Genomic DNA, 26,555 nt, shown 5'->3' on the forward strand with positions numbered 1-26,555 from the left:
GGTCGTCCGGCCTGCTTGACAGGCATACTGAAAACCGACAGTTATCGTCTCAATTCCGAGGGGGGCATCTTGACGATGCTGAGATGGCGGTGAGCCGGACCCTTGAACCTGATCCGGGTCATGCCGGCGTAGGAACGGAAATAGGCGTCGCCCGACGATTTTTTCTCTTCTCCGCTTCACCTGGATCTCCGTGATTGAGCTGATCTGGAGATCGACCGATGACATCCATTCTTTCCGTATCCCCCCGCGCGTCTGTGGTCGTCACGCGTAGGTCCGGCGCCTAGCATCATGCGCGCGTCTCACGCGGTGATCGGCCTCGTCCTGCTTGTCGCTCTCTGGCAGGCCGGCGTCTGGCTGTTTACTCCACCCCGCTACATCCTGCCGTCTCCGATTGCGGTGGTCTCCGCATTCTCGCGGCAGCCGGGTTTCCTGCTGCAGAATAGCGCCGTGACGCTGACGGAAATCGCGCTCGGCTTGGTGATCGGTGCTGGCCTCGGTGCCGCCACCGCCTTCGGCGTTGCGGCGCTGCCGCGGCTGGGTCGTCTCGTCTGGCCGATGGTGCTAATCCTGCAGGCTTTTCCGGTCTTCGTGCTGGCGCCGATCCTGGTTCTTTGGCTCGGTTTCGGGCTTGCCTCGAAAGTAGCGATGACGACGATCATCATCTTCTTTCCCGTTGCGTCGGCCTTTGCCGATGGTCTTCGCCGCACCGATCAGGAAATCCTCGACGCCGTCTCCCTGGAGGGTGCAAGCCACTGGCAGACGCTGGTCTCGATGCGGGTGCCGCTGGCGATCCCGAGCCTCGTCTCGGGCCTCAGGGTCGCGGCCCCGCTGGCCCCGCTCGGTGCGGTTGTCGGCGAGTGGGTCGGCGCCTCTGGCGGGCTCGGTTTCGTCATGATCCAGGCCAATGCCCGCATGCAGACCGACACGGTGTTTGCGGCGATGGTCATACTCGCCATACTCACCCTAACCTTAAGGCTTCTCATCGACCGGCTGACCGCCGGTCTCGCCCCCTGGGCCAGCGAAGCCGATCCAGCACCCTCATCCGCATCAAGGAGTTCCGTCCGATCATGATCCGTATCCTCACCGCGTCCTTCATCGCGCTCGCCAGTCTGGCCGCGCCCGCTTCCGCGCAGGCGGCCGACAAGCTCAGCGTGCTGCTCGAATGGTTCGTCAATCCGGACCATGCGCCGATGGTGATCGCCCAGCAGCGCGGCCTGTTTGCCGATGCCAATCTGGACGTCGAGCTCATCCCGCCGTCCGACCCTTCCGCGGTACCGCGTCTTGTCTCGGCCGGTCAGGCGGATATCGGCATCCATTACCAGCCTAATCTCTATCTCGACCACGAGGCTGGCCTGCCGCTGGTGCGGTTCGGCACCCTGGTCGAAACTCCGCTGAATACCGTCACGGCTCTGGCGGACGGTCCGATCAAGAGCCTCAAAGACCTCAAGGGCAAGAAGGTGGGCTTTTCCGTCACCGGCTTCGAGGATGCCATGCTGAAGCGCATGCTGGCTTCGGAAGGCCTTTCCAACGACGATGTGGAACTGATCAACGTCAATTTCTCGCTGTCGCCCTCGCTGATCGGCGGAAAGGTGGACGCGACGCTCGGCGGGTTCCGCAATTTCGAACTGACCCAGATGAAGCTGGAAGGCCATGCCGGCCGCGCGTTCTTCCCGGAGGAGCATGGCGTTCCGGCCTATGACGAGCTGATCTTCGTCACCCGTCGTGATTTGGCCGCCGACAACCGGCTGCCGCGTTTCCTGCACGCCGTCGAACAGGCCTCGATCTTCATCACCAATCATCCGCAGGAAGCCTGGCAGCTTTTCATCAAGGCCTATCCGAACCTCGACGACGAGCTGAACCGCACGGCCTTCTTCGATACGCTGCCGCGTTTTGCCAAGCGCCCGGCCGCACTTGACCAGGGCCGTTACCAGCGTTTCGCCGCCTTCATGCAGGAAATGGGGTTGATCAAGGCCGTGCCTCCAATCGCAGACGTCGCGGTCGAAATCAAATAGGCCAAGTCGCTGATATCGTTTGATTTGAACTTCGGGGTTCGCGTAACGTGATTTCCATGCCAGATAGGCTTTCAACGTTACGTACCCCGGAGTTTTCTTGGCCATCGGACTTGCTCATGCGGAACTGATCGCGGTTTTGTCCGCCGTCACCGGCGACGAGCCGCGTGTCATGACGGTTCGCTCCGGAGATGCGCTGCCGTCGGGGCCTTTCGAGCTCGGCCACAGGAGCCTGCAGGCCGGGCTTCGCGAATGGGTGGGGGACCAGACGGGCCATCCGCTCGGTTATCTCGAACAGCTCTACACCTTTGCCGACCGCGACCGGACCCATGAGGATGCCGAGGGGCGGACGATCTCGATCAGCTATCTCGGCCTCGTCCGCGAACAGGCGGCACCCGGCGCCGGAAAACCCGGCTGGCATGGCTGGTACGAATATTTCCCCTGGGAGGATCATCGCGGCGGGACGCCGGAGATCCTCACAGCCATCACCGGCCGTCTGCAGGATTGGGTTGCGGCCGAACCGGCGCGACGCGAGCACCGCCGGCGCCGCGTCGATTTCGCCTTCGGCCTCGACGGTGCCGCCTGGAACGAGGATCTCGGCCTGCAGCGCTACGAGTTGATGTACGAAGCCGGGCTCGTCACCGAAGCGGGCTGCGCGCCGGCCAAAAGTTTCGGCCGTTCGATGTTTGCCGATCACCGCCGCATCCTGGCGACCGGGATCGCGCGGCTGCGCGCCAAGATCAAATACCGCCCGGTCGTCTTCGAATTGATGCCGGAGAGTTTTACGCTGTCTCAATTGCAGCACACCGTCGAGGCGCTTGCCGGCCTTACCCTGCACAAGCCGAATTTCCGCCGGCTGATCGACCAGCAGGAGCTGATCGAGGAAACCGGCGAGACCACCAGCGAGACTGGCGGCCGGCCAGCCAAGCTTTTCCGCTACCGCCATGCCGTGCTCGAAGAGCGCGCGCTTTCGGGTTCGAAACTTCCGCTTTCACGCAATTGACATAAACTCGAATCGAGAATATCTCTTTGCGCCGGATATACTCACTTCGAGTATAAAAGGAGCAGATCATGAATTCTCCGCTTTCGGTTTCCTCGCTTTACGATCGTGTCAGCCGCGTCATCCCGAAAGCCGAGTGGATGAGCTACGAGGCGGATGTCGCGGCGATCCTTGAACTCAAGCGCACCCGCAATGCCGTCATCCTTGCCCACAATTACCAGACGCCGGAAATCTTTCATGGCGTCGCGGATATCGTCGGCGACAGCCTGGCGCTCGCCCGCAAGGCGATCGACGTGGATGCGGATGTCATCGTGCTCGCCGGGGTGCACTTCATGGCGGAGACGGCAAAGCTGCTCAACCCCGGAAAGACGGTGCTGATCCCGGACATGGGGGCGGGCTGTTCGCTGGCGGATTCGATCACGCCGGAAGATATTGCCCTGCTGCGGCAGGCGCATCCCGGAGTGCCGATCATCACCTACGTAAATACGTCTGCGGCGGTGAAGGCCGCATCCGACATCTGCTGCACCTCCGGCAATGCCAAGCAGGTGGTGGAGTCGCTTGGCGTTCCGAAAGTGCTGATGATCCCGGACGAATACCTGGCCCAGAACGTGGCGCGGGAGACGAATGTCGAGATCATTGCCTGGCATGGCCATTGCGAGGTGCACGAGCTGTTCAACGCGCAGGACGTTCGCGATCTGCGCGAGGCACATCCGGGCGTCGTGGTTCTGGCGCATCCCGAATGCCCGCCGGAAGTGGTGGCCGAGGCCGACTTTGCCGGTTCGACCGCCGTCATGTCGGACTATGTCGGACAGAAAAAGCCGGCCCGAGTCGTGCTTCTGACGGAATGTTCGATGAGCGATAATGTCGCCGTGCATCATCCGGATGTGGAATTCGTGCGGCCCTGCAATCTCTGCCCGCACATGAAGCGGATCACGCTCGGCAATATCCGCAAGGCGCTGGAAGAGAACCAGCACGAGGTAATGGTCGATCCGTCGATCGCCGTTGCTGCCCGCCGTGCGGTCGAGAGGATGCTCGCCATATGACCGAGATCCTCGACCATCTCTCCGGCCGCGTCGCGATCGTCGGCAGCGGTCTGGCGGGGCTGGTGACGGCGTTGACGCTCGCCCCGCAGCCCGTCGTCCTGATCACCCGCGCGGCGCTGGGCGCAGAAACCTCCAGCGCCTGGGCGCAGGGCGGCATCGCCGCAAGCCTCGGTGCCGACGACAGCGCGGACCTGCATCTTGCCGATACGCTCGCAGCGGGTGATGGACTTTGCGATCCGGCTGCGGCGGCATCGATCCTGAGGCAAGCTCCAAATGCCATCGCCATTCTGGAAAAATTCGGCGTGCGTTTCGACCGGGCCGCCGACGGCTCGCTTTCGCTCGGGCTGGAGGCGGCCCATTCGCGCCGCCGCATCGTGCATGTGGCAGGCGACGGTTCGGGTGCGGCGATTGTCCGGGCTCTGGTCGAGGCCGTTTCCGGGACACCGTCGATCACGGTCTTGGCAGGCGTCGAGGTGCGGCGGCTTCTGACGAACGACGGTGCTGTGTCCGGCCTGCTTTGCGCGACGGCCAGCGGTGCGGTCACCCTCCCGACCTCGCAGGTGGTTCTCGCGACCGGCGGCGTCGGTGGCCTTTATGATGCGACCACCAATCCCACCGGCAATTTCGGCCAGGGCGTAATGCTTGCGGCGCGTGCCGGAGCGATGCTTGCCGACATGGAATTCGTGCAGTTCCACCCGACGGCGCTCGATTCCCCAAGACGGCCGCTGGCGCTGGTGAGCGAAGCCGTGCGGGGGGAAGGGGCGGTGCTCGTCAACGAAAAGGGCGAGCGTTTTCTTGCCCGCGAACCGGGCGCCGAACTGGCTGCGCGGGATATCGTGGCACGTGCCATCAGTGCCGAGATCGCCCGGGGCGGGCGCGTTTTCCTCGATGCCCGGCCGGCGCTTGGAAGCGGCTTTTCCAGCCGGTTCCCGTTGATCGACGCACTCTGCCGGGAGGCAAGTGTCGATCCCAATTCGGATCTCATCCCGGTCCGGCCTGCCGTTCACTATCACATGGGTGGTGTTGCGACGGACGGGAGCGGCCGCAGCTCGGTGCCCGGCCTCTGGGTGGTTGGGGAGGCGGCCTCGACCGGCCTCCACGGCGCCAACCGGCTGGCCAGCAACTCCCTGCTCGAAGCGGCGGTCATGGGCATGCGGGCAGCGCAGGATCTCTCGGCAACCTCCGCTGAAACGCCTCACCGGGCCGCTGGTGCCGAGCTGCCGGCGCCGGCGGATATTTCCGCCGTACGGCCGATCGTGTCGCGGCATCTCGGCGTTCTGAGAAACGCCGGCGCCATTCATGGTGCGATCACGAGCCTGCTGCCGCTCGTCGAGGGCGAAGGATCCGCCGCCGATCCGGCGATCGTCGCTTTGCTGATCGCAGTCTTCGCCTCGCTGCGCAAGGAATCCCGCGGAGCCCATGCCCGCACCGATTTCCCATTGAAGCTCGCCTATGCGGAGCGGCGGCAGATGTGCCTTGCCGACGCGCTGGACATTGCCCGCGCGACCGCCTCCCATCCCCTTGCCTGGAGTGCCTGACATGACCCTTGCCGCCCTTCCGCGACTGCTCGTCGAACCGCCGGTGCGCGCAGCACTTATGGAAGACCTCGGCCTTGCCGGCGACGTCACCTCGACGGCGGTCATTCCCGCAGGCCATCGCTCGACGGTGGTGATGGCGGCCCGCAAGACGGGTGTCATCGCCGGTCTGGACGCGGCAGAACTTGCCTTCCAGCTCGTCGATCCGAAGATTGTCATGACCCGCCACATCGAGGACGGGGGGGCGGTGGAGCCGGGGGACGTGATCGCGACGATCGAAGGTCCTTCGCGTAGCCTTCTGACTGGGGAACGAACCGCACTCAATTTCCTCGGCCACCTCTCCGGCATCGCTAGCGTCACGGCCGGCATCGTCGCGGCGATCGAAGGCACGAAAGCTTCCGTTGTCTGCACCCGCAAGACAACGCCGGGGCTCCGCGCGCTCGAAAAATATGCCGTTCGCGCCGGCGGCGGCATGAACCACCGCTTTGCGCTCTATGATGCAGTGCTGATCAAGGACAATCACGTGGCGATCGCCGGCTCTATTGTCGAAGCGATCCGCCGCGCCAAGGCGGGCGTCGGCCATATGGTGAAGATCGAGGTGGAGGTGGATACGCTCGACCAGCTTCACGAGGCCATGGAGGTCGGTGTCGACGCGGTGCTGCTCGACAACATGACGCCGGGTGAGCTGCGAGAGGCTGTCGGCATCGTCGCGGGCCGGGCGATCACCGAGGCGTCGGGCGGGATCACGCCGGCGACTGCCGCGGCCGTGGCTGCCTCTGGCGTCGATCTGCTCTCCGTCGGCTGGATCACCCACAGTGCGCCGACGCTGGATATCGGGCTCGATTTCCGCTCTGCAAATTAGCGGCGCCCGAGTGCTTTCGGAGCCGTTGAAAACAGTGCTACATCCTTGATCCGAAATAGCGAACGGGCAAGGAGTGCGAGATGCCGACCATATCCAAGGACCAGATCGATACGGTGTTGGCGCTTGTCGATGCCGATATCGAAGCGAGCCTTGAGCGTCTCTTCGACCTGATCCGTATTCCGAGCATCTCCACTGATCCCGGCTATCGCGACCAGTGCAAGGCGGCCGCCGATTGGCTGAGCCGCGATCTCGCCTCGATCGGCTTTGATGCCTCCGTCCGGCCGACGACGGGCCATCCGATGGTCGTCGCTCATCAGAAGGATGCGGCCGGGCCGCACCTGCTGTTTTACGGTCATTACGACGTCCAGCCTGTCGATCCGCTGGCACTGTGGACGAGCGATCCGTTCGAGCCGCGGCTGGAGCCGCTGCCGAACGGCGATACCGCGATCGTCGCGCGTGGTGCCTCGGACGACAAGGGGCAGATGATGACCTTCGTCGAGGCCTGCCGCGCCTGGAAGGCGGTGACCGGCAAGCTGCCGGTGCAGGTCAGCATCCTTTTCGAAGGCGAGGAGGAGGCGGGCAGCCCAAGCCTTGCGCCGTTCCTCGATGCGACCGCCGCCGAGCTGAAGGCCGACATGGTCTATGTCTGCGACACCGACATGTGGGACCGTGAGACGCCGGCCATAACCACCATGCTGCGCGGGCTCTACAGTACCGAGATCGAGATCACCTGCGCCGACCGCGACCTGCATTCCGGCATGTTCGGCAATGCTGCCCGCAATGCGCTGCAGGTCCTGTCGGATGTCGTCGCGAGCCTGAGGACCCCGGATGGCGGGGTGGCCGTCGAGGGTTTTTACGACGGCGTCAAGGAACTGCCGGAAGCCATCAAGGCGCAGTGGCAGCGGCTGCCGTTCAACGAAAAGGGTTTTCTCGCCGATATCGGGCTCACCATACCGGCTGGCGAAGCGGGGCGGTCCATCCTCGAACAGGTCTGGGCGCGGCCGAGCTGCGAGATCAACGGCATGAGTGGCGGCTATACCGGTGAGGGCTTCAAGACCGTCATCCCGTCCAAGGCGACCGCCAAGATCTCGTTCCGGCTGGTCGAGGGCCAAGTGCCGGAAAAGATCCGCGATGCCTTCAAGGCGCATGTTGAGGCGCGCATCCCCGCCGACTGCTCGGTGACGTTCAAGGATTTCGGCCTGGCGCCGGCGACCGTCATGCCGATCGAGAGCCCGTTCCTGACGAAGACGCTCGCAGCGCTTTCCACAGAATGGGGCCGCGAGGCAGCGCTTGCCGGAACCGGCGGCTCGATCCCGATCATCGGAGAGTTCAAGCGCCGGCTCGGCTGCGATGCCCTGCTGGTCGGCTTTGCCCGCTTCGACAACCGCGTTCACAGCCCGAACGAAAAATACGACCTGTCGAGCTTCCACAAGGGCATCCGCTCCTGGGTTCGTATTCTCGCTGAGCTTGCCGAGTGATCCAGTCGCCGTTCAGGCTTTTTCGAAGAGCGGCGAGATCACCATTTCCGGCACCAGGACAAGTCCCTTGTCGGTGATGCGGATTTCCGGAATGACCGACAGCGGGATGAGGTTGAAGCCCATATAGGCGATGGTGCAGCCGGCCTTTTCCCATTCGAGCTTGAGGGCCTTCACCTCGTCTGCGACCTCGTGGACGCGCTTGTCGGAAAGCAGGCCCGCGATCGGCAGCGGCACCATGGCGGTCACCTTGCCATCCATCACGACGCAGACGCCGCCCTGCGTTTCCTCGATCGCGTCCAGCGCCACCTGCATGTCCGTCTCGTTGGTGCCGGCGACGATGATATTGTGGCTGTCATGGCCGACAGAGGAGGCGACGGCGCCCTTTTTCAGGCTGAAACCGTTCAGCAGCCCGTGCGCCACGTTTCCGGCCGATTTGCCGTGCCGCTCGACGACGGTGACGAAGCAGAGGTCGTGGCGGTCGAAATGCGCCTGCCAGTCGTTGGCGGGTTCGAGCGTCACCGTCACGTGGCCGAGCGTGATGCCGGGGAGCTCGGTGCGGATCGTATGGGCGACCACGGTGTCGGTCGGAAGAGCGGGCGACAGTTTCAGGTTCTTCGGCAGCTTGACGGTGTGATAGGCGGCCTGCGGATAACGATAGGGTTTCGAAAGCGCCTCATCGAGGATCGGCGTGATTTTGCGGTTATCGACCACCAGTTCGCCGCCATACCAAGTGCTGACCGGTTTCAGGTCGTCGTTCAGGAGCACGAGATCGGCGCGGCGGCCTCCGCCCATGCCGCCGATCTCGCCTTCCATGCCGAAACGGGTCGCGCCATGCAGCGAGCCCATCGCCCAGGCCTGTTCCGGCGTCATGCCGGCCTTGACGGCTTCGCGCGTCACCCAGTCGAGGCCGAAGGCGAGCAGGTCCTCGGCATCCCGGTCATCGGTGCAGACCGCAACGCGCTTGTGCGATGCGCCGAGTTCGGTGATCGTCTTGATCGCATGCGGCAGCGAATGCCACGGCGTCGTCGGTGGGCCGCCGCGCAGGAAAAGCCAGACGCCGGCCTCTAACAGGTCGTCGGCGATGTCGCGGTCGATTGCCTCGTGGGTATCGGTAACGCCTGACGCGGCATAGGCCGCGACGAATTCTCGGCCATACACATGCCCTGAGACCGGCCGGCCGCGCTGCAGCGCTGCGGCCAGGATCGCGTGGCTGCGCTCGTCGCCCATGGCGACGGGGACGAAATCCATCTTCTCGCCGAGCGCCACCGCTTCCGGCCATTTGTCGAAAAGCGCGGCGATCTTCTCCGGCGTCAGGTCGCCGCCAGCGGTTTCGAGTTGCGGGGAGGTCGCCGGCACGGTGCTGGGGACGGTGAGGAAGATCGATAACGGCGCCTGGCGTGCGTCTTCGAGCATCGCTTCGACGCCCGCGACATCCATGACATTGCCGATCTCGTGACTGTCGCAAAAGATTGTCGTGGTGCCGTTGAGGAGTGCTGCCTCGGCATAGGCGCAGGCCGTGACCATCGAGGATTCGATGTGAATATGCGGATCGACGAGGCCGGGCGCGATGATGCCGCCTTTGGCGTCGTAGAGCTTTGCGGAACCACTCCTGTAGCTGCCGGCCGGCTTTACGGCTGCGATACGGCCGCCGGAAACCCAGACTTCGCGACCGTCGAGAATGCGTTCCGAATAGGTGGACAGCACGCGTGCACCCTGGATGACCAGATCGGGATCGCGACGGGCGGAGGCGACATCGGCGAGACGGCGGGTCATGGTCGAAAGCGGCTGAACGGAGAAGCGGGTGAGGGTGCTCATGAAAATCTCATTTTCAGGACTCGGAAGGACAGGTGAGATTGTAAGGAAAGCCGCCGAGGCAAGGAAGCGCCAATAGGGCGGGAAGATTGTTGCAGCGTTGCCGAAATTCGAACTCTTGCGGCGAAATATGCTGCTTTTCAGCAACGCCCCGGTCTGGGATAGTGCGGTAGAGGCAATGAGAGGCAGACAATCCGATGGCCTATATCATCACCGAACCCTGTATCGACGTGAAGGACGGTGCATGCACCGCAGCCTGCCCCGTCGACTGCATCTACGAGGGCGGGCGGATGTTCTATATCCATCCGGACGAGTGCATCAATTGCGGCCTCTGTCTCTCCATCTGTCCGGTCGACGCCATCGCCTATGACGAGGAGGCGACCGAGGCGCAGATGGCGTTCATTCCCGTCAACCGGGATTATTTCGGGCCTGAGGTCACCGGGTTGGGGTCGCCCGGCGGTTGGGACAAGAGCAGGACGCGATCTGTCGATCACCCGGTGGTGACATCGGCGCCGGTGCGCGAGGCGGCTCACTAGGCGTTGGGCCAGCTTCCATAGTAGGCGCGGGTGGCAGTGATCAGCTTGCCGCATCTTTCCCGCTCGATCGTGAGCCGCGGCAAGTCGGCCCGGGCCTGCGCCAGCAGTTCCTTGCGGGCCGCATCGAAATCGGCATTCACGAGCCTGCCGTCCCGCATGACCGGGCGGCCGGCGACATAGACCGCCTTGGCATGCGCGGCGGACATGCGGTTCAGCAGCACCTCGGCTTCGTCGAGATCGTCGAACACGCTGTCGGCGATCAGGGCGTCGTAATCGATGACCGTGAAATCTTCGCCGAGCGGGGCGTTGACGACGGCGGCACCGGTGCGGATCGCGGCGCCGAAGATGTCGGCTGCCGTGAAGCTTCGTTCCAGTTCGCGTCCGCCATGCAGGAAATAGAGGAGCCGCATTTCGCGCCATAGGTCCTGGTCGTCGTCGAAGGCGCTGCCGTCCAGCCCGATGCCGAAGCGGAGGCCGCGTTTGACGGCGTTCGCCAAGGGCGCAACGCCGGAGCGCAGGCGCAGGTTGGCGGATGGATTGGAGACGAGCTGGACGCCGCGTTCGGCCAGCAATTCGTATTCGTCCGGCCGGAGTTGCACGCCATGCGCTACCGCGAGGCGCGGAGAGAGGAAGCCGATCTCGTCGAGATAACGGACGATGCCCTGTGGGAAACGCCGGTCCAGCCATGCCCGCTGCCTTGGGCTTTCGAGCAGGTGCATATGGATGCGGCGGTTGTTTGCGGCCGATGCCTCGGCAATCGCTTCGAGCAGGGCATTCGAGCACCATTGCGGGCCGATCGGGCCGTATTGGACATCGACCAGCGGATTGGAATTCGCGGCAGCGACGGCCTCGGCGGCGGCAAGCTGGTCTTTGAAGGGCGCGTAGCGCGGCGCAAGGGGTGAAAGGGCCTCCCAGTCCACCGCGCTCAGAAACGGCTTCAATCGCTCCGGGCCGCCGTCATAGGCCCAGGCGTCGTGATCGAGCAGGGGGCAGGAGAGGCCGAGACGTATGCCAACATCCGTGGCCGCGCGGATCACCTCCAGGGCCTCGTCGACCATGCGAGCCGCATTGAGGGAGTTGTGGCAGTGGATGGTCGCGGCGACGCCGGTCTTGGCCAGGCGGCCGAAGGCGACCAGGGCTTCGAGATAGGCGTCGGTGCGGGGGCGGAGCCGCATGGTCGGAATCCAGGCCTCCAGCGCGTCGTCCAGGCTGCCGAAATCCAGAGTGCGGATGCCGTAGCCGTGGTCATGGGCGTTCACCGGCATCGGCAGAAGAAGGTCGCCGGCCGCAAGTGGGATGGCCGCGGCCGACGGGGGGAGGGCGGTGCATGCCGCCTCGCCGCGCAGGGCCTTTTCGCGGCCGGGAGCCTCAAGAAAACGCCAGTCCTTGTTCGATGTCACCGCCTGATGACCTCCGCGATCTGATTGCTGAATTTTTCGAGATCGACGCTGAGTGCCTCGATCACGGCTTCGGTGGCGTGGGTGAGCTGCCGGTTATGAGGGGCAACGATGCCGACCTCCATGTTCTGCAGGCGGGAGCCGGCGATCGGCAGGGCCACCACGTCGCCGGCCGTCAGTTCCTTCAGCAAGCCGAGCGGGGTGAAGAAGGCGACGCCTTCACCGGACAGGATCAGCGGCTTCAGCATCATCTGGTTGTTGGTCGCGACAAGGGTGCGGCCGACCCGATCGAGCGAGGCGAGTTCGACGGCGATCATCGAGCTCATCACCTCATTGTCGAGCTGCAACAGTAGCTTGAACTGGGCACATTCCTGAAGGGTGGCGCTTTTCTGGCGGGCGAGCGGATGATGTCTGGCGACCATCACCATCAACGGCATCCGCACGCCATGTACCAGCTTGATATCGTGCGGCCGGGCAAGGTCGAAGGTGATGCCGATATCGCAGTCACCGTCGGCGACGAAATGAAAAATGTTGTTGAAGTTGTCGGCGCGGATGCGGAAATCGACGGCGGGATTCTTGTGATGAAATCCCATCACGAATTCCGGCATGAACTGGACGGCCAGACTGTCGAGGCAGGCGATGTGGACGCGGCCGGTGCGCTTGCCCTGGAGGTCGCCGAGATCGGATTTCATGATCTCGTAGTGATGGATCGTCTCCTTGGCGTGCTTCAGCACCACCTTGCCGGCGGAGGTGAGGCGCAGGCCATCGGAGAACCTTTCGAACAGCGGCGTGCCGAGCTCGTCCTCGAGCTTGCGGATCTGGCGGCTGACGGCGGAGGTCGCGACATGCAGTTCTTCGGAGGCCTTGCGGATCGAGCCCGAGCGCGCGACTTCGACGAAATATTTCAGGATACTGGCGTGCATACTCATCCCCCAAGCTCCTGAAATTCATAGCATGCCTACCGGCCCTGCCAAACCGGCGCGCGTTTTTCGCGGAAGGCCGTGACACCTTCGACGGCGTCCTCGCTCTGCAGCGCACGGATCAGCGCGGGGGTGCGCAACCCTTGGGCTTCCGAGGGGCTGAGATGACCGGTGCGATTGACCGTCTGCTTGATCGCCTTCAGCGACAGTGGCGCGCAGGCGACGATGTCCTTCACCCATTTGTCGACGGCTGCATCCAGCTGATCGAAGGGGACGGTTTCGTTGACGATGCCGAAGCCCTGCATTTCGGCGGCTGTGAATTGCCGGCCGGTCAGCATCACGGCCATGGCAAGGTTGTGGGGGATTTTCCGCTGCAGGAGCACCATGCCGCCATCGAGCGGCATGCGTCCGACGCGGGCTTCCGGCAGGCCGAACTTGGCGGTATCGGCGGCAATCACGATGTCGCAGCCGAGCACCATTTCGAAACCGCCGCCGAGTGCATAACCGTTGACGCGGGCGATGACCGGCACGTCGAGCGTCTTGCGAAAGGCGAGGCCGCCGAAGCCGTTGGTGCGGCTCTCCGCCCAGTATTCGAGGCCGGATTTGGTGGCGCCACCCTTGAGGTCGGCGCCGGTGCAGAAGGCCTTGCTGCCGCTACCGGTGAGGACCACGCAGGAAATATCGTCGCGGGCCTCGATCTCCGACCAGATGGCTTCGAGTTCCTTTTCGGTCGCGGCATCGACGGCGTTCATGCGGTCCGGGCGGTCGAGCGTCACCCGCGCGACGCGGTTCTCGACGGAAAATCCGACGGTCATGCCGCGTCTCCGCGACGAGCGTCCAGCGAATCGAGGATCTCGTCATTGTGCTGGCCGAGGCTCGGCGGGGGGATGCGAACCGAAACCGGGGCCGCCGACATGTCGATCGGCGAACCGATCAGGCGGATCGGGCCTGCTGCTGTCTCGCCGGCTTCGAGGATCATCTTGTTGATGACCGTCTGCGGGTCCTGCAGCGCTTCGGCGAGGTTGCGGACCGGGGCGCAGAGGATATCGACCTCCTCCAGGCGCTTCAGCCAGTGGGCGTTGCTGTTCCTGGCAAAGTTTGCGCGGAAAATCTCCTGCAGTTCGGGGCGATGCGCCATCTGGGAATCGAAGTCCTTGTAGCGCGGCTGGGCGGACAGGTCGTCGATTTCGAGCGCATTGCAGATGTCCTGCAAGGGGTTCTGCTTGAAGGCACCGACCATGACGATCGCGCCGTCCGTGGTGTCGAACACGCCGGTCAGCGGGAAGGCGCCCCAGTTCAGGTCCTTCTCGCGCATCATGTGGGCGGCACCTTCCTGCATCTGCATGGCGAGCATGGAATTGTAGAGGCTGACGGCCACGTGCTGGCCTTCGCCGGTCTTTTCCCGCTGCAGGAGCGCCAGAAGGATGCCCTGCACGAGGTGCATGCCTGCGGAATAGTCGGCGAGCGGAGTGGCATAGATCGAGGTCGGGTGGGCGCTGTCCGACTTGCGGCGCATGACGCCCGAGAGCGCTTGGGCGAGGATGTCCTGGCCGCCCTTGTGCTGGTAGGGGCCGGTGAGGCCGAAGCCGGTGCCGACCGCATAGATCAGCCGTTTGTTGATCTTCTTCAGGTCCTCGTAACCGAAGCCCATGCGCTCCATGACGCCGGGGCGGAAGTTGTTGACGACCACATCTGCGCCAGCGATCAGGGCGAGCACGGCGTCGCGGGCTTCGGTGAGCTTCAGGTCGAGCGCCAGGCTCTTCTTGTTGCGGTTCAGCGAGCAGAAGACCGGGTTGTTGAGGCCGTCCGGATCGGAGCCGAGCGACCAGCGGGAGAGGTCGCCGATCTTCGCCTTCTCGATCTTGATGACTTCGGCGCCGTAGTCGGCAAGCGTCTGGGTGCAGCAGGGGCCGAGCATGACCTGCGTGAAATCGATCACGCGGATGCCGTCGAGGGGTAGAGAATTCATTCCGCAGCCTCCAGGAATGTTGCATTGTCGGACGGGATATCGCCGGGATCGGCGCCCTGGGCCCGCATCTGTTTCTGGATTTTGCCGATATCGGCTTTCCGAACGGTGGTTCCGGCATTGAGCGCCACGACGGCGGCGACGCCTGCGGCCTCACCCATGGCCATGCAGGGCGGGATCTCGCGGCTCGATTTCTGGGCCTGCGGTGTCGCCGAGTAGTGACGTCCGGCGACGATCAGCTGGTCCACTTCGCGCGGCAGCATCGACCGGTAGGGCGTGTAATAGTCGCGGCCGCGGCAGACGGTGTCGGAGAAGTGGATGCGGTTCATCACGTCGTCCTTGGTGACGACGTATTCGCCTTCCAGCAACCGCGTCTGGCGCACGCCGGTCTGCGGCGCGAAGTCCACCACATAGGCCTTTTCGAAGCCGGGCATCTTTTCGCGGGTGAAATCGAGCAGGCGGGCGATGCGGTTGCGGCCTTCGAGCTCGGCCTTGGTGAGGTCCTCGGTCTTGAGGCCGGAGAGGTTCGGCATATGCGGGCAGTTGAGCCAGACGACGCCGGGCAGCGGCGTCTTCAGCCACCAGAAGGACCAGCAGCCGCCGATCAGGCGTTTCGCCTCATGGTCGATCTTCTTGAAGGCTTCCGGCTCCTCGAACTCGAAACGTTCGGCAGCATCCGTATCGACGCCGCCCCAGCGGGAGACGGTGGTCAGGATGAAGTTGGATTCCACATGCGAGGCGCCGGCCGATGCCGCGACATCGAGGTCGCCGGTCGTGTCGATGACGACGTCGCCGAGGATCGCTTCCATACCCGATTTGGTCTGGCAGATGACGCCCTTGATGGCCTTGCCTTCCATGATGGCGGAGGAGAACCAGCTATGGGTCCGCAGTTTTACGCCCGCTTCAGTCAGCACGTCATACGAGGCGCGCTTGAAACCGTCCGGATCGAAGGCGGCGGAAAAGCAGATCGGGTGCGGCATGGACTGGGTATGGAAATCGAACAGGCCCCAGCGCGCCCAGCGCCGCCAGGCTTCCGGTGTCTCGCGGATGTCGAGTTCGCGGTCGCGGCCGGTCGGGGTGACGCAGAGGTCCCATTTCTTCATCCGCTCGATCATCTCCATGCAGATGCCCTGCACGGTGATTTCGAGGTTGTTGATCATGTCGTCGAGCACCAGCACCATGCCGCCGGCGGCGAGCCCGCCAACGTAAGGGTAGCGTTCGAGGAGGGTCACCTTGGCGCCGTTGCGGGCAGCGGAAACGGCTGCGGAAATGCCCGCCGGTCCCCCGCCGACCACGACCACATCGGAACGGTCGACCACTGCGACGTTGCGCGCCGCCTGAAGAATTGTCTGTTGCATTGGTTCAAACTCCCAAAGAACCGGTCTGAGGACTGTTGGCTCAGTGTGTAGGGCTCAGTGCGATCCGGCCGGCTTCCAGCGGATCATCCTTGCTTCGATCACCGAGACGATGAAGAAGAGGACGACGGCCAGGACCGCGGCGATCACGACGGTTGCGTAGAGCAGGGGCGATCTGAAATTATAGGTCGCCTCGATAATGAGGGCGCCGAGACCGAAGCTCGAGCCGATCCATTCGGCGACGATGGCGCCCATGACGCTGCTGGTCGCGGCAATCTTGAGGGCCGCAAACAGGAACGGCATGGAACTCGGCAGCCGCACCTTCCAGAGGATCTCGGTGTTGCTGGCCGAAAGCACGCGCATCAGGTCGAGCATGGCGGGGCTCGCGGATTTCAGGCCCTGGACCATGTTGACCAGCGTCGGGAAGAAGCAGATCAGCCCGGCGATGATGATTTTTGGCGCAAGCCCGTTGCCGAAGATCAGGACGAGGATCGGGGCGAGCGCGATGATCGGGATCGCCTTGATGAACACGGCGATCGGGTAGAAGGCTTTTTCCGCCGTCGAACTGTGGACGAACCAGATCGCCAGCAAGATGGCGACGAGATTGCCGAAGACGAAGCCGAGGAAAGCCTCGAGGATGGTCGGCAGCATGTTGGTCCAGAGTATGCCGGCATTCTGCTGGAAGGCGTAGGCGACATCGACCGGGCTCGGGGCCATGAAGGTCGGGATCTTGAAGGCCCAGACGACGAACTGCCAGAGGACGACGAGCCCGACGGCGGCTGCGATCGCCGGCATGTGTTTGGCGAGCACGCCGGCGGTGGCATCGAGAAGCGCGATCTTGCGATCGGCCTCGGTCTTGCGGGAAGAGGAAACGACGTGGCTCACAGGCATTCCTCCAGAAGGCGGCGCAGATGCGCGGTGACCCCGATGAATTCGACCGTGTCGCGGACGGCAAGCGAACGCGGGAAGGGCAGGTCTACCTTCATGAACTCCTTGACGCGGCCCGGATGGGCCTGGAGCATCAGCACGTTCTGGCCGAGGAAGGCCGCTTCCGGGATGGAATGGGTGACGAACAGGATCGTCGTTCCCGTCTCCTGCCAGACGCGCAGCAGTTCCTCGTTCAGCCGGTCGCGGGTGATCTCGTCGAGCGCTCCGAAAGGCTCGTCCATCAGCAGGATGCGCGGCCGCGTGATCAGCGCGCGGGCGATCGCCACGCGCTGGCGCATGCCACCGGAGAGCTCGTGAGGGAGCGCATTTTCGCGCCCCTTCAATCCGACCATGGCCAGCAGTTCATGCGGGTCCGCATGGTCGCCGGTTTGGGCGTGTTTTCCGACTTCCAGCGGCAGGCGGACATTGTCGATCACGTTCCGCCAGGGGAGCAGTGTGGCGTCCTGGAAGACGAAGGCGAAGTCGCGGGCCTCACGGGCCTGCTGCGGGCTGCGGCCAAAGACGGAAATCGAACCGTCGCTGATGTGGACGAGATCCGCCACGCATCTGAGCAGGGTCGATTTTCCGCAGCCGGAAGGCCCGAGCATGGTGACGAAGGCGCCTTCCGGTATGTCGACGGAAACGTCGGAAAGGGCCGTGAATTCGTTGTTCCTGTCGCCGAACCGGACGGAGAGGTTTCGGATCGAAACCGCCGTGGCCGCCGGTTCTGCCTGGGGAACGCTCGGCATCAACTTCGCCGCTCCTGACATGGCCATCACCCCACCTGTTTGCGGATGTCGCTGGTGGCTTCGAGGATGGAGAAGTTCGCGACGTCGTCGACCGTCGGAACGGTACCCTTGAACTGCTTGAGATCGGCATAGGCCTTGATCTGCGCCGTCCAGTTCTCACGCGACATGGTACCCCAGCCGGATGCCTTGGTAGTGGGGCCGAAGGAGAAGTCGACGCAGGGGGCAACGGCCTTCATTTCGCTTGCCTTGTCGAGGATCGGGTAGGCCTCACAGAGCATCTCGACCGCTTCCTTCTGGTTGCTGCGAACGTAACCCCAGCCCTTGGCGGCGGCGCGGGTGAAGCGTTCCAGAACATCGGAATGTTTGGCGATCTGGTCGTCGGTCGTGTAGTAGACGTTGGCGTAGAGCTGCAGGCCGCTGTCCCAGAGCATCATGTCGACGCGGTTGTCGCCGAGCACGTCGAGAGCGTTGACGTTGGTAAGCCAGCCTGTGACCGCATCGGCTTGGCCGGTGATCAACTGGTTCATGTCCGATCCCATGTTGACCATCTTCACCTGGTCCTCGGCGATGCCGTTCTGGGCGAGAAGCGCGCGCAGCAGGATGAAGGCGGTCGGCTGGGTGGCGATCGTCTTGCCGATCATGTCCTTCGGGGTCTTGATCGCCTTGCTCTTCAGCGAGAAGTAGGTGAACGGGTGTTTCTGGTAGCCGGACAGGAAAGCCTTGACCGGCAGGCCGGCCGAACGCGCCAGCATCACGGACGGGCTGGACGAAATCTGGCCGGTTGCGGACTGGCCGGATGCGACGCCCGCGACGCCGTCGACGCTTGGTCCGCCAGGGACGATTTCAAGCTCGATGCCCTGTTCCTGGAAGAAACCCTTCTTCATGGCGGCGACTTCGCCGAGCACGCCGTTCGAGACGAGCCAGCCGAGCTGCATGCGCACTTTGGCCACATCCTTGGCATTGCCGGCCCGGATGCCGAGGAAGCTGGAAGTGGCGGCAAGGCCGCCCAAGGCCGCGGCATTGGAGATGAAGCGGCGGCGATTCAGTGTGAAATGAGACATAGCGTTCCCCTGTTGGCCTTTTGGCCTGATACATTTTCGCTTGACTTAGCCGGTCTCAACTGCCGGATTAAGGAGAGGATGGCGCAATGTCGCGTTCTAATAAAGAACAATAATTCGCATATTTCGTTGCCGAAAAGGCAACGCCAACGCGTCGCCGACTTCCGCGAGCTGACAAGTGGAAGGCGACTTCGCGCACCACAGCCTCAGTCGCGATACCGGAAACGCCGCGGGGACCGGCGTTCATGGTGGACGATCTATTTATTTATCCACTCAAGATAGAAAATGCTTAAAGGGTACTCGGCAACCTATCGATGATAGGATACAAATAACACCTATGTATCCTAGCCCCGGAGAGATGGTCCTGCAGTGAGCAAAGCACCGAATGCCGCCGACAGAGAGGTTGGAAAGCGGATCCGCCTCTACAGGCGGGAGAAAAAACTAACCCAGCCGCAACTCGCCCACCATGTGGGCATCACGTCTCAGCAGCTTCAGAAATATGAAAACGGCATCAATCGGATTGCCGTCGGCAAGCTCGTGGAGATCGCAACCGCGCTGAGGGTCGAGATGGTGGCGTTCTTCGACCGCATCCCAACGGTCGAACCGTCGAACGACAATCAGGCCGAAGACCCGCAATTCGACTTCACGCATGAAGCGCTGCTGATGAGCACGGCATTCATGAGCATTTCGAAGCCAGTTCTTCGCAGACGCATCCTGGAATTGGTTCAGGCGGTTGCCGCCAAGGAATTCGAGGCGGAAGCGCTTTTTGCCGAGATCGAAAGACAACCGGCCCAGTGAGCGGTCCCTGACGGTTTAAGGCCTGGGACCATCCTCATCGAGGGCCAGCTTGGTCTTGTGGCGGAATATCGCATTCAGTTTCACGCTCCTCTCGTTTTCGGGGCTGACGCCCTCCCAATCGAGCGAGAGTTGAAGAAGTGCCATGTTCGTCAGGTGGACGACCGTGGAGAGACGAAGCGATTCCGCCTCCTTGTTGACCGCGGAAAGCATACGGAACAGGCGGGCGTATTCGTCGCTGGCGACGTCATTTGCGAGATCAATCATTTCATGGATCCTTGCGCCGAGTCGACTTCGTCGCGCAGTTTTTCCCAATGGGCGGTCTGCGCGAACGTCCACTTGGAGTGTTTGTTGGAACTGCTGATACCGTTTAGCCAGACGAGAACGGCTCTCGCATCCTCACGCTTCAATTCTACCTTGTTGCGTTTGATGTCGTGAAGGATCACTGCACTGCGCTGGGGATCGCTGAAATCGCATCGTTCGAGAATGGCCTGGTAGGTCCGCTCGGTGTAGTGCATGAAATTGGCGGCGAGGAAAAATCTCTCCCGCTCGGCAGCGGAGATCAGCCCCATCCGCCCAAGCTTGCGGATCGTCGCCTCGTAGTCGACGCGCGGCACCGAGAGAGGCATCCAGCCGAGTTCCTCGGGGCCGTGGATCAGAGCGACAGCTTCGTCGTCGATCAACCGGCCGGCGGCATAGTCCGAATAGATCCTGCCGATGCCGACCATCCCGAATGCCTCGCATTCGGCAGCGCGCAATGCTCCCATGCTTGATCCACCGCCGACGGAAACATCGCAGCTCAGCGCGTAAAGTATCTCCTTGTGCCATACGGAGGCGGACTCGCCGAAATAGCCGTCGATCAGGGCGATCGCTTTGGCGCCGTCCTCGACCGCCTTCAGGATGTCGCCACGCGCCGCAGGCCCGCGAAAGGTCAGCGAGGGAAACCGTTGCTTCATCTGGTGGGTCGAGGACCCGAGACTTGGCCCGACAAAAACGACTTTCAATGCCGTGACCTCCTTATGGAGTTTGCAGCGCGGATACCGAGCTGCAAATATTGGCCTGAAAGTTCGACTTCCAAGCCGGGAACCACGACGCGGACGACCGACACAGGAAGTCCGGCATCCTGCATGGGAACCGCAATGACCTGCCTGATGCCGGCAAGCTTCAGGCGACCGAGGATATGATCGATCGTGCCGTTGATGGAGTGGCGGGTTGCGTCAAGTTCGCGATACTGGACCGGGCGCCTGTCCAGCGACGACAGGGCGACCAGGCGGCTGAGAGCGTTGTCCGCCCGTATGTGCTGGTAGATTCGGGGCGAAAAGTCGTCGCGGCTGCCGGCAATCGCAGTCAGGCGGCTCTGGGCGGCCTCGGTGATGGCGCGCAGCATTGCGCGTACCGGATCGGGATGGCAGCCGCAGCCCCCGCAAACCTGGCTCCAGCGCGAGTCTGATCGGTTTGCCGTGGAGTCCGGGATAAGTACCGCCAGGAATGCCGGAACCTGGAGATCCGTCGTCATGTCGAGGAGGAGGAGCTGCATGCCCGCATTGCGAAGGCGGCTCACCATGAGGTCGAGCACGGCATCCTCGACGCTGGCTGGATCGACGAGGCAGGCATTCAGCTCCTGCTCGGATTTGAGCTGGACAAGGGTCCAGGCATCACGCTCGACGAGTTCGCACAACCCGTGGAGGAGTGCCTCGGCGTGGGTGTTTCCAGATGCGAGGCCATCGCTGGACTGCTCGAACCCGGCCGGCCGTTCGCCTCGGTGATCCATCCCGGCGAGCCACCAGGGCACCATGACCTGATTGCCGGAGAGGATGTCGAGACCCGTGACCCAGGGTATCTGGCGGTCGCCGATTTCGGATGGCACGCATCGTGCGGTCGAATGCAGGTCGATCATCCCCGCTGCGGAGCCCGCAACGTCGTTGACGGTCGCCCAGGTGAGCGATGCTGGTTCGACTTCCGCGACCCGCGTCTCCAAGGCCTCCATGGCGGCCGACGTGCGTGCCGCATCGGCATCGACGCCTTTGCCTTGGAAGACGGAAAGAGTGTAGCTGTTCGGCCGCGTCGCAAAGGCGACGGGAATGCCAACCCGGTCGAGGCCGGTCAGGAAGCCAACCCGGGTGATGCCGAGATCTCTGAAAAACGGGCTGATCGCGTCGAAGGTTTCCGCCGGCGAAATGCGCCGATCGTGATACGTGCTGAAACCCTGTTCCCGCTGCGTAAGGGAGGCTGCGAACGTCTGGATCGTCTGTGTCGATGACTGGATCCGCATCATCATTTCCGGCTGCCGAATTTCAACGGACCCTGACCTGGAACGGGCGGGTGACTGCCGGGTCTGCAAAAGTGGTTGCGATGCCGAACTCATCTCGTCGAATCGTCCTCTCTAAGGGTCTCTATGGGAGAAGAGACCAAAGGCACCGTGACTTGGGCGTGACAGGCATGTTTAGAGGGCTCGTCTGGCTGCTTGAACGTTCTTTTGCTTGGCGGCATGGTTAAGCCCAAGGCAGCCGTCGGCACCTTGGGCTTCCAGGCTCATTATTGATATCTCATGGCATGCGTGACCTGAGAGAGCGCATTCGGCGCAATTTCGGTCCGGCGGCCGAGCACGGCTTCGGCCGCGGCGGAAAACCGCAGGGTCGGGGCCGAGGCAGTGGCTTCAACAGGCTTGGAGGTCTTGAACTTCGTTTCCATGCTTTCTCTCCGCGAATAGGCAGCGTGTGCTGCGTTGCGTCGAGAAAGGACCACACCGGGTGTTATTCCGGCGTGACAGGCATTTTCACGCCTGTTTACGGCAGCCCGGCGAGCCGGAGGCCATGAATGAGAAGCTCGGCATGGGCCGGATTGCGATCCGGCACGAAGTAACGGATATCCTCGCTGCGGAAGTCCGGGAAATTTTCCCTGACGATTGCCGCATATTGACGCGCGGCGGACATGTCTCCGGCCATCGCGTGACTGGCGGCGAGCAGCCGCGCGGTGGCGTGCTGGGTCTTGACCGGGTCGATCGTATCGATCGCTTTCGAATATTCCTGGCGGACGTAATAGGTGGAGCCCAGGATCCAGTAGTAATAATCCGGCGGCAGCGGGTTCAGCTTGAAGGCCGCGAGCCCGAGATCGAGAGCCTTGTCCAGGTCGCCGGCATGCGACAGCGCGTCCGAATAATCGACCAACACGTCCGCATCGCTCGGATTGAGGTTCTGAGCCTCCTGAAAAAGATCCAGGCTTTCATCGAAACGTCGGCGGTAGAGGGAGATGAAGCCGAGCTCGCGGAAGGCGCGGCCGCTGCCGGGATCGAGATCGCGGGATGCGCGGGCGGATTGATTGGCCACATCCAGCAGCTCATTGTCCTTCATGCCGCGAACCAGCCATTCCATGCCGAGCGAGCGTGAAATTCCGGCATGCGCCGGAGAAAAGCTGTCACACCGCTTGACCGACGATTTGAACCACTTGCGCGCCTGGCGCAGATGCTGCAGGTCCGTGCCGGACAGATAGCGCTTCCCTTCGAGGTATAGTCGGTAGGCGGAGGGATCGACGTCGTCGAGGGACTTGGCAATTTCATGCCGCTCGATGACATCGGTCAGCGACATCGAAATGCGCCGCGCCAACTGGCCGAAAGACGCCCTCATCTGCTGGACGTCGAGCGGCAGGTTGATGGCCCAGAGCACTTCGCCGGTGCCGACCCTCGTCAGCCTGCAGGTCGCAAAAATCTCGTCGCCTTCGCCCTGGATCGTCACGAACACGGAATAGTCGAACTGAAGGTCGCTAAGGGCCGACTGGCCCTGATTGGGATCGGCCGAGCGATTGAGCAGTTCAAAACTCGTATGGGCGGCTATGATCTTGAAAACACGCTGATGGCTGAGGCCGATCGTGACATCTTCCAGCAGAGCTCTGCCGAGGCGCTGGACCAGCGCATCCTGGACGATCGTTTCGGGCGGCAGGATCACCACGCGCGGCTGAGCCGGCATGACGTCCCTCGGGCGTACCTCCGCCGGTGGCGTGCGGTCCGAACCGGGCCTGCTCAGGATGCCGAGTTCGTGGGCGAGCGCAACCGTCTCCGGTGTCGGCGGCGTGCCGTAATCGGCCCTGAGCTGGTCCCGGCATCGGCTATAGGCCTGGCGAGCGGCGGCGAAGTCACGATGGCCGACGTGATACTTCATCAACGCTCGCGCGGCGCCCTCGTGAGAGGCATCCAACTCGATCAGGCGATTGGCAAGCAAGGGCAATGACGGGGACTGCTGGTGGGACGATATCGCCAGCAGGCTTTCGATGTGGCTCGATCGCCAGTCCCCAACCTTGCGCCGTGCGTCCAATAACCAGTCTTCCGCGCCGCCGGTCGGAGCCTCCACGGCTTCGAGCAGTTCGCCTCGAACAAGGTCCCAGTCCTCTTCCCTTAGGAGGCCTGGCGCCATCAAGGCGAGGAGATCGATCTCGGACGGATCGCAATCGAGCCTCAGCGCTTCTTCGTCGGTGACAAGGATGGCCGGGGCATCCGGGCCGACAGCCTTGGCTATGCGTGCCAAAAGCTGACGCAGGCTGTTTGCACGCTTCTCCGAGTCATGGGAAGGCCAGAGAAGCCGCCGTATCGTTTCGCGGTCGACCGTCAGTCTCGGCGCCATCGCAACGACAGCAAATAGAAAATACGCTTTTTCCGGCAGAGCGATGCTCACGCCGTCCAACTCCAGCGAGGGGCGACCGAGCAACCGGATTTTGAGCGTCGTATTTTCGAGCATTGTACTGTTGTTCGGAACTACGCGTTGTTGTCGGAAATATGTATCGTTATGGCGACTGCCTGTACATGCATTTCTTCAGACTTTGGTCCAGTAAGATACAGCTATCGCGCGCTTCGTCAAACCGGCTTTTATCGCAATGGTCGAAATTCGTTCCTATTACCATCTTTGGATTGAAGGTAATACGCCGAAAGCAACAGGGCGATCCGCGTGTCCAGAATGCCGGTGCCGGTTCAACCAAAAATCCAGGCTTACGTCGGGTTTCCGAGGAACTGGAAATACGCCCAGGCGAGAACAAGGCACACGATCACGGCTGCAACAACCGCCAGCTTGCGCAGCAGCGGGTTCGGCTCCCGCGGCGGCGGTTCCGGGCGTCGGAATTTGATGACGTTGTCGTTCATGGATCTGCTTTTACCGCTGAACTTCTTGAACCGCCATGGGGTTGCGATTGTTTTGTGGTGTTGCGGGTGCGAGCGGCATCCGAGACGTGCATAACAGCACATCGATCGGCATTCAACGTGCCATATTCGCGGCAATCCCTCCGTTCGCCTGCCATTGCCAGCGCGCTTCTCTACCGCTTTACTTCACCGCTCCCGCCGTCATGCCGTTGATGAACTGGCGTGACAGGATGATGTAGACGACGATGACCGGAGCCGAGGACAGCAAGAGTCCGGCAAACAGCACGCCCCAGTCGGTCGTGTACTCGCCCATGAAGGTCGTCAGCCCCTGCGGCAGGGTCTTCAGGTTATCCTTCTGGATGAAGATCAGCGGAAAGAAGAAGTCGTTCCAGATCGGCACGACGTTCTGGATACCGGCGATCACCATCGCGGGCCTGACCAGAGGCAACATGATAGACCACATGATCCGTGGCTCGCTAGCGCCGTCCATGCGGGCCGCGTCCTCCAGTTCGTTCGGAAGCGTGGCGATGAAGCCGGTCATGATGAAGACGGTGGTCGGCAGGCCCATGGCCACATAGATGACGATCAGCGACAGCTGGGTGTTCAGGATGCCGAGGTCGCGCATCAGGATGAAGAGCGGGATGATCGCGAGCTTCAGGGGAAGCGTCAGGCCGGCCAGGAAGAACATCAGCACGAAGCTCGAGCCCCGAAACTTGTAGCGCCCAACGGCATAGGCAGCCATCGTCCCGAGCGTCAGGATCACCACGATCGACGCACCGGTGACGATCACCGAATTCAGGAGATAGCGCAGGAAGTTGGTCTGGCTCCAGATCTTGGTGATGTTGGCGAAGTTGGAAAAATCCGGCAAACCGAACGGCGACTGGAAGATCTGCGCATTGGTCTTGAACGCGGCAAACAGCATGATGACGATGGGAGCGAGCATCACCACGGTATTCAGGATCAGGATGATCTGGATCAGCCCATCCTTGCCGAGCGTGGCGAGCATGCCGCGCCGATCGTAATAGCTTTGCGAAGCAGTGTTCATATCTGAATTTCCCTGGCCCGCAGCTTGAAGGTGATGACGCCGGCGATAAGGGCGATGAAGACGAAGATCAGTACGGCAAGCGCGCTGCCGGCGCCGAAATCCTGGCCGGAGCCCGACATGTTGCCGAAGGCGGTGCGGTAGAAATAAAGCCCGAGCACGTCTGTCGCGCCGTGCGGAGAGCCTTCAAGGCCGACCATGACGTAAGGGATCTCGAACCAATTGAAGCTGCCGACGAAAAGAAGCGTGAAGACGACCGTGGCGCTTGGCGCAACCAGCGGCCAGACGATCTTGGTGATCTTCGTCCATTCGCTTTCGGTTTCCATTCGTACGGCATCGAGGATCTCGCCCGGAATCCGCTGCATGCCGGCGAGGAAGACCAGTGTCGGGAAGCCGACCATGTGCCAGGCGTTGGCGACGATCAACGACCAGAGCGCGGTGGAATCCTGTCCCAGCCATGGCTGGGCAAGCCCGCCAAGGCCCAGGCCGCGGAACGAGATGTTGACCACGCCGAAGAGCGGATGGAGGAAGAGCTTCCAGAGAAAACCGACGATGATGGTCGACAGCACGACCGGCAGGAAGACGGAAATCCGATGGAAGGCCGCACCCGGCAATTCGCGCCAGAGGCAGTATGCAAGCAGGAAACCAAGACCGTTCTGCAGCACCATCAGCGCGAAGAAGACCCAGACGTTGTGAAGGAACGCGTTGACGGTCCAGTCGGCATAAGGCTGGGTGAACAGAACCTTGTAGAAGTTTGCGAAACCCACGAATTCCCCGCGCGCCAGCCCGTTCCAATGGAAAAAGGCATAGGCGAAGGCGGAAATGATCGGGTAGACGACAAACAGCGCCACGAAGGCAAGTGGCGGCACGATCAGGGCCGAAATCCAGAGCCTTCGCGAAACAAGGGGCGATCCGGGCATCACAACTCTCTTGAGGTTGGAAGCGGGGC

At 62.6% G+C, this 26,555-nt stretch carries 26 protein-coding genes and 1 riboswitch; of the genes, 9 read left to right on the forward strand and 17 right to left on the reverse strand.

Annotated features, from left to right (window positions below):
* Positions 1–48 precede the first annotated feature (48 nt).
* Positions 49–152, forward strand: a riboswitch (TPP riboswitch).
* A 136-nt stretch (positions 153–288) separates the two neighbouring features.
* The 7 genes from ABCW43_RS13830 to ABCW43_RS13860 all read left to right on the forward strand — a co-directional run bounded on the left by ABCW43_RS13830 (position 289) and on the right by ABCW43_RS13860 (position 7,927).
* Entirely contained in the window at positions 289–1,071 is a 783-nt protein-coding gene (locus tag ABCW43_RS13830) for an ABC transporter permease (protein ID WP_345925243.1), read from the forward strand.
* Positions 1,068–2,012 carry an ABC transporter substrate-binding protein gene (locus tag ABCW43_RS13835; RefSeq protein WP_345925245.1) on the forward strand — a complete coding sequence of 315 codons (945 nt, stop codon included), beginning with the start codon at positions 1,068–1,070 and terminating at the stop codon, positions 2,010–2,012. Before ABCW43_RS13830 ends, ABCW43_RS13835 begins: the two co-directional genes overlap by 4 nt.
* Positions 2,013–2,109: 97 nt before the next feature.
* On the forward strand, positions 2,110–3,012 hold the full coding sequence (locus ABCW43_RS13840; protein ID WP_345925247.1) for an NUDIX hydrolase: 903 nt from the start codon (positions 2,110–2,112) through the stop codon (positions 3,010–3,012).
* 68 nt (positions 3,013–3,080) lie between these two features.
* Positions 3,081–4,052 (forward strand): quinolinate synthase NadA, encoded by a 972-nt coding sequence (nadA, locus tag ABCW43_RS13845; protein ID WP_345925249.1) that lies wholly within the window; start codon positions 3,081–3,083, stop codon positions 4,050–4,052.
* Positions 4,049–5,590, forward strand: coding sequence for an L-aspartate oxidase (locus ABCW43_RS13850; RefSeq protein ID WP_345925251.1), 1,542 nt, complete (start codon positions 4,049–4,051; stop codon positions 5,588–5,590). Before nadA ends, ABCW43_RS13850 begins: the two co-directional genes overlap by 4 nt.
* Position 5,591: 1 nt before the next feature.
* Positions 5,592–6,449 (forward strand): carboxylating nicotinate-nucleotide diphosphorylase, encoded by an 858-nt coding sequence (gene nadC / locus ABCW43_RS13855; RefSeq protein ID WP_345925254.1) that lies wholly within the window; start codon positions 5,592–5,594, stop codon positions 6,447–6,449.
* 80 nt (positions 6,450–6,529) lie between these two features.
* Complete coding sequence (locus tag ABCW43_RS13860; protein WP_345925256.1) at positions 6,530–7,927, forward strand: dipeptidase; 1,398 nt, start codon at positions 6,530–6,532, stop codon at positions 7,925–7,927.
* A gap of 12 nt (positions 7,928–7,939) precedes the next feature.
* Here ABCW43_RS13860 and ABCW43_RS13865 read toward each other — a convergent pair whose 3' ends face one another.
* Positions 7,940–9,742, reverse strand: a complete 1,803-nt coding sequence (locus tag ABCW43_RS13865) for an adenine deaminase (RefSeq protein ID WP_345925257.1) — start codon at positions 9,740–9,742, stop codon at positions 7,940–7,942.
* Between the two features lie 194 nt (positions 9,743–9,936).
* On the opposite strand from ABCW43_RS13865, the gene fdxA reads away from it, so the two are divergent.
* A complete protein-coding gene (gene fdxA / locus ABCW43_RS13870) occupies positions 9,937–10,275 on the forward strand; it encodes a ferredoxin (protein WP_345925260.1) in 339 nt (112 codons plus the stop codon).
* Here fdxA and ABCW43_RS13875 read toward each other — a convergent pair.
* From ABCW43_RS13875 to ABCW43_RS13910, 8 genes are read right to left on the reverse strand one after another with little or no spacing between them, the layout of a single operon-like run.
* On the reverse strand, positions 10,272–11,675 hold the full coding sequence (locus tag ABCW43_RS13875) for an amidohydrolase family protein (protein WP_345925262.1): 1,404 nt from the start codon (positions 11,673–11,675) through the stop codon (positions 10,272–10,274). The genes fdxA and ABCW43_RS13875 overlap by 4 nt on opposite strands.
* Positions 11,672–12,595, reverse strand: coding sequence for a LysR family transcriptional regulator (locus tag ABCW43_RS13880; protein WP_345925488.1), 924 nt, complete (start codon positions 12,593–12,595; stop codon positions 11,672–11,674). Before ABCW43_RS13880 ends, ABCW43_RS13875 begins: the two co-directional genes overlap by 4 nt.
* A gap of 35 nt (positions 12,596–12,630) precedes the next feature.
* The gene (locus ABCW43_RS13885; RefSeq protein WP_345925264.1) at positions 12,631–13,407 is read right to left on the reverse strand and encodes an enoyl-CoA hydratase-related protein; all 777 of its coding nucleotides are present in this window, start codon (positions 13,405–13,407) and stop codon (positions 12,631–12,633) included.
* Complete coding sequence (locus tag ABCW43_RS13890; protein ID WP_345925266.1) at positions 13,404–14,561, reverse strand: CaiB/BaiF CoA transferase family protein; 1,158 nt, start codon at positions 14,559–14,561, stop codon at positions 13,404–13,406. The genes ABCW43_RS13885 and ABCW43_RS13890 overlap by 4 nt, the downstream gene beginning before the upstream one ends.
* Positions 14,558–15,916, reverse strand: a complete 1,359-nt coding sequence (locus tag ABCW43_RS13895; RefSeq protein WP_345925268.1) for an FAD-dependent oxidoreductase — start codon at positions 15,914–15,916, stop codon at positions 14,558–14,560. The genes ABCW43_RS13890 and ABCW43_RS13895 overlap by 4 nt, the downstream gene beginning before the upstream one ends.
* Positions 15,917–15,970: 54 nt before the next feature.
* Positions 15,971–16,798: an ABC transporter permease gene (locus ABCW43_RS13900; protein ID WP_345925270.1), complete on the reverse strand. Its 828-nt coding sequence runs from the start codon at positions 16,796–16,798 to the stop codon at positions 15,971–15,973.
* Positions 16,795–17,589 carry an ABC transporter ATP-binding protein gene (locus tag ABCW43_RS13905; RefSeq protein ID WP_345925271.1) on the reverse strand — a complete coding sequence of 265 codons (795 nt, stop codon included), beginning with the start codon at positions 17,587–17,589 and terminating at the stop codon, positions 16,795–16,797. The genes ABCW43_RS13900 and ABCW43_RS13905 overlap by 4 nt, the downstream gene beginning before the upstream one ends.
* Positions 17,590–17,615: 26 nt before the next feature.
* Positions 17,616–18,650: an ABC transporter substrate-binding protein gene (locus ABCW43_RS13910; RefSeq protein WP_345925274.1), complete on the reverse strand. Its 1,035-nt coding sequence runs from the start codon at positions 18,648–18,650 to the stop codon at positions 17,616–17,618.
* A 366-nt stretch (positions 18,651–19,016) separates the two neighbouring features.
* Here ABCW43_RS13910 and ABCW43_RS13915 point away from each other — a divergent pair, with 366 nt between their 5' ends.
* Positions 19,017–19,445 (forward strand): helix-turn-helix domain-containing protein, encoded by a 429-nt coding sequence (locus ABCW43_RS13915; RefSeq protein WP_345925276.1) that lies wholly within the window; start codon positions 19,017–19,019, stop codon positions 19,443–19,445.
* A 15-nt stretch (positions 19,446–19,460) separates the two neighbouring features.
* Here the strand turns inward: ABCW43_RS13915 and ABCW43_RS13920 are convergent, their stop codons facing one another.
* From ABCW43_RS13920 to ABCW43_RS13955, 8 genes are all read right to left on the reverse strand, one after another.
* The gene (locus ABCW43_RS13920; RefSeq protein WP_345925278.1) at positions 19,461–19,709 is read right to left on the reverse strand and encodes a hypothetical protein; all 249 of its coding nucleotides are present in this window, start codon (positions 19,707–19,709) and stop codon (positions 19,461–19,463) included.
* The gene (locus tag ABCW43_RS13925; RefSeq protein WP_345925280.1) at positions 19,706–20,446 is read right to left on the reverse strand and encodes a TfuA-like protein; all 741 of its coding nucleotides are present in this window, start codon (positions 20,444–20,446) and stop codon (positions 19,706–19,708) included. The genes ABCW43_RS13920 and ABCW43_RS13925 overlap by 4 nt, the downstream gene beginning before the upstream one ends.
* Entirely contained in the window at positions 20,443–21,714 is a 1,272-nt protein-coding gene (locus ABCW43_RS13930) for a YcaO-like family protein (protein WP_345925282.1), read from the reverse strand. The genes ABCW43_RS13925 and ABCW43_RS13930 overlap by 4 nt, the downstream gene beginning before the upstream one ends.
* Positions 21,715–21,977: 263 nt before the next feature.
* Positions 21,978–22,133: a hypothetical protein gene (locus ABCW43_RS13935; RefSeq protein WP_210009030.1), complete on the reverse strand. Its 156-nt coding sequence runs from the start codon at positions 22,131–22,133 to the stop codon at positions 21,978–21,980.
* A 95-nt stretch (positions 22,134–22,228) separates the two neighbouring features.
* A complete protein-coding gene (locus tag ABCW43_RS13940) occupies positions 22,229–24,106 on the reverse strand; it encodes an AfsR/SARP family transcriptional regulator (RefSeq protein WP_345925285.1) in 1,878 nt (625 codons plus the stop codon).
* Positions 24,107–24,417: 311 nt separating this feature from the next.
* Entirely contained in the window at positions 24,418–24,567 is a 150-nt protein-coding gene (locus tag ABCW43_RS13945) for a hypothetical protein (RefSeq protein ID WP_251090300.1), read from the reverse strand.
* A 178-nt stretch (positions 24,568–24,745) separates the two neighbouring features.
* Positions 24,746–25,609 (reverse strand): carbohydrate ABC transporter permease, encoded by an 864-nt coding sequence (locus ABCW43_RS13950; protein ID WP_345925288.1) that lies wholly within the window; start codon positions 25,607–25,609, stop codon positions 24,746–24,748.
* Positions 25,606–26,526: a carbohydrate ABC transporter permease gene (locus ABCW43_RS13955; protein WP_345925290.1), complete on the reverse strand. Its 921-nt coding sequence runs from the start codon at positions 26,524–26,526 to the stop codon at positions 25,606–25,608. The genes ABCW43_RS13950 and ABCW43_RS13955 overlap by 4 nt, the downstream gene beginning before the upstream one ends.
* Between the last annotated feature and the right edge of the window lie 29 nt (positions 26,527–26,555).

Origin of the sequence: Neorhizobium tunisiense, assembly GCF_039631515.1 — a bacterium.
Taxonomy (GTDB): Bacteria; Pseudomonadota; Alphaproteobacteria; order Rhizobiales; family Rhizobiaceae; genus Neorhizobium.

Coding starts and splice junctions, on each gene's coding strand:
- ABCW43_RS13830 (WP_345925243.1), top strand. CDS start 289: ATGCGCGCGTCTCACGCGGTGATCGGCCTCGTCCTGCTTGTCGCTCTC.
- ABCW43_RS13835 (WP_345925245.1), top strand. CDS start 1,068: ATGATCCGTATCCTCACCGCGTCCTTCATCGCGCTCGCCAGTCTGGCC.
- nadA (WP_345925249.1), top strand. CDS start 3,081: ATGAATTCTCCGCTTTCGGTTTCCTCGCTTTACGATCGTGTCAGCCGC.
- ABCW43_RS13850 (WP_345925251.1), top strand. CDS start 4,049: ATGACCGAGATCCTCGACCATCTCTCCGGCCGCGTCGCGATCGTCGGC.
- nadC (WP_345925254.1), top strand. CDS start 5,592: ATGACCCTTGCCGCCCTTCCGCGACTGCTCGTCGAACCGCCGGTGCGC.
- ABCW43_RS13860 (WP_345925256.1), top strand. CDS start 6,530: ATGCCGACCATATCCAAGGACCAGATCGATACGGTGTTGGCGCTTGTC.
- ABCW43_RS13865 (WP_345925257.1), bottom strand. CDS start 9,742: ATGAGCACCCTCACCCGCTTCTCCGTTCAGCCGCTTTCGACCATGACC.
- fdxA (WP_345925260.1), top strand. CDS start 9,937: ATGGCCTATATCATCACCGAACCCTGTATCGACGTGAAGGACGGTGCA.
- ABCW43_RS13880 (WP_345925488.1), bottom strand. CDS start 12,595: ATGCACGCCAGTATCCTGAAATATTTCGTCGAAGTCGCGCGCTCGGGC.
- ABCW43_RS13885 (WP_345925264.1), bottom strand. CDS start 13,407: ATGACCGTCGGATTTTCCGTCGAGAACCGCGTCGCGCGGGTGACGCTC.
- ABCW43_RS13890 (WP_345925266.1), bottom strand. CDS start 14,561: ATGAATTCTCTACCCCTCGACGGCATCCGCGTGATCGATTTCACGCAG.
- ABCW43_RS13895 (WP_345925268.1), bottom strand. CDS start 15,916: ATGCAACAGACAATTCTTCAGGCGGCGCGCAACGTCGCAGTGGTCGAC.
- ABCW43_RS13905 (WP_345925271.1), bottom strand. CDS start 17,589: ATGCCGAGCGTTCCCCAGGCAGAACCGGCGGCCACGGCGGTTTCGATC.
- ABCW43_RS13910 (WP_345925274.1), bottom strand. CDS start 18,650: ATGTCTCATTTCACACTGAATCGCCGCCGCTTCATCTCCAATGCCGCG.
- ABCW43_RS13920 (WP_345925278.1), bottom strand. CDS start 19,709: ATGATTGATCTCGCAAATGACGTCGCCAGCGACGAATACGCCCGCCTG.
- ABCW43_RS13930 (WP_345925282.1), bottom strand. CDS start 21,714: ATGCGGATCCAGTCATCGACACAGACGATCCAGACGTTCGCAGCCTCC.
- ABCW43_RS13935 (WP_210009030.1), bottom strand. CDS start 22,133: ATGGAAACGAAGTTCAAGACCTCCAAGCCTGTTGAAGCCACTGCCTCG.
- ABCW43_RS13945 (WP_251090300.1), bottom strand. CDS start 24,567: ATGAACGACAACGTCATCAAATTCCGACGCCCGGAACCGCCGCCGCGG.
- ABCW43_RS13950 (WP_345925288.1), bottom strand. CDS start 25,609: ATGAACACTGCTTCGCAAAGCTATTACGATCGGCGCGGCATGCTCGCC.
- ABCW43_RS13955 (WP_345925290.1), bottom strand. CDS start 26,526: ATGCCCGGATCGCCCCTTGTTTCGCGAAGGCTCTGGATTTCGGCCCTG.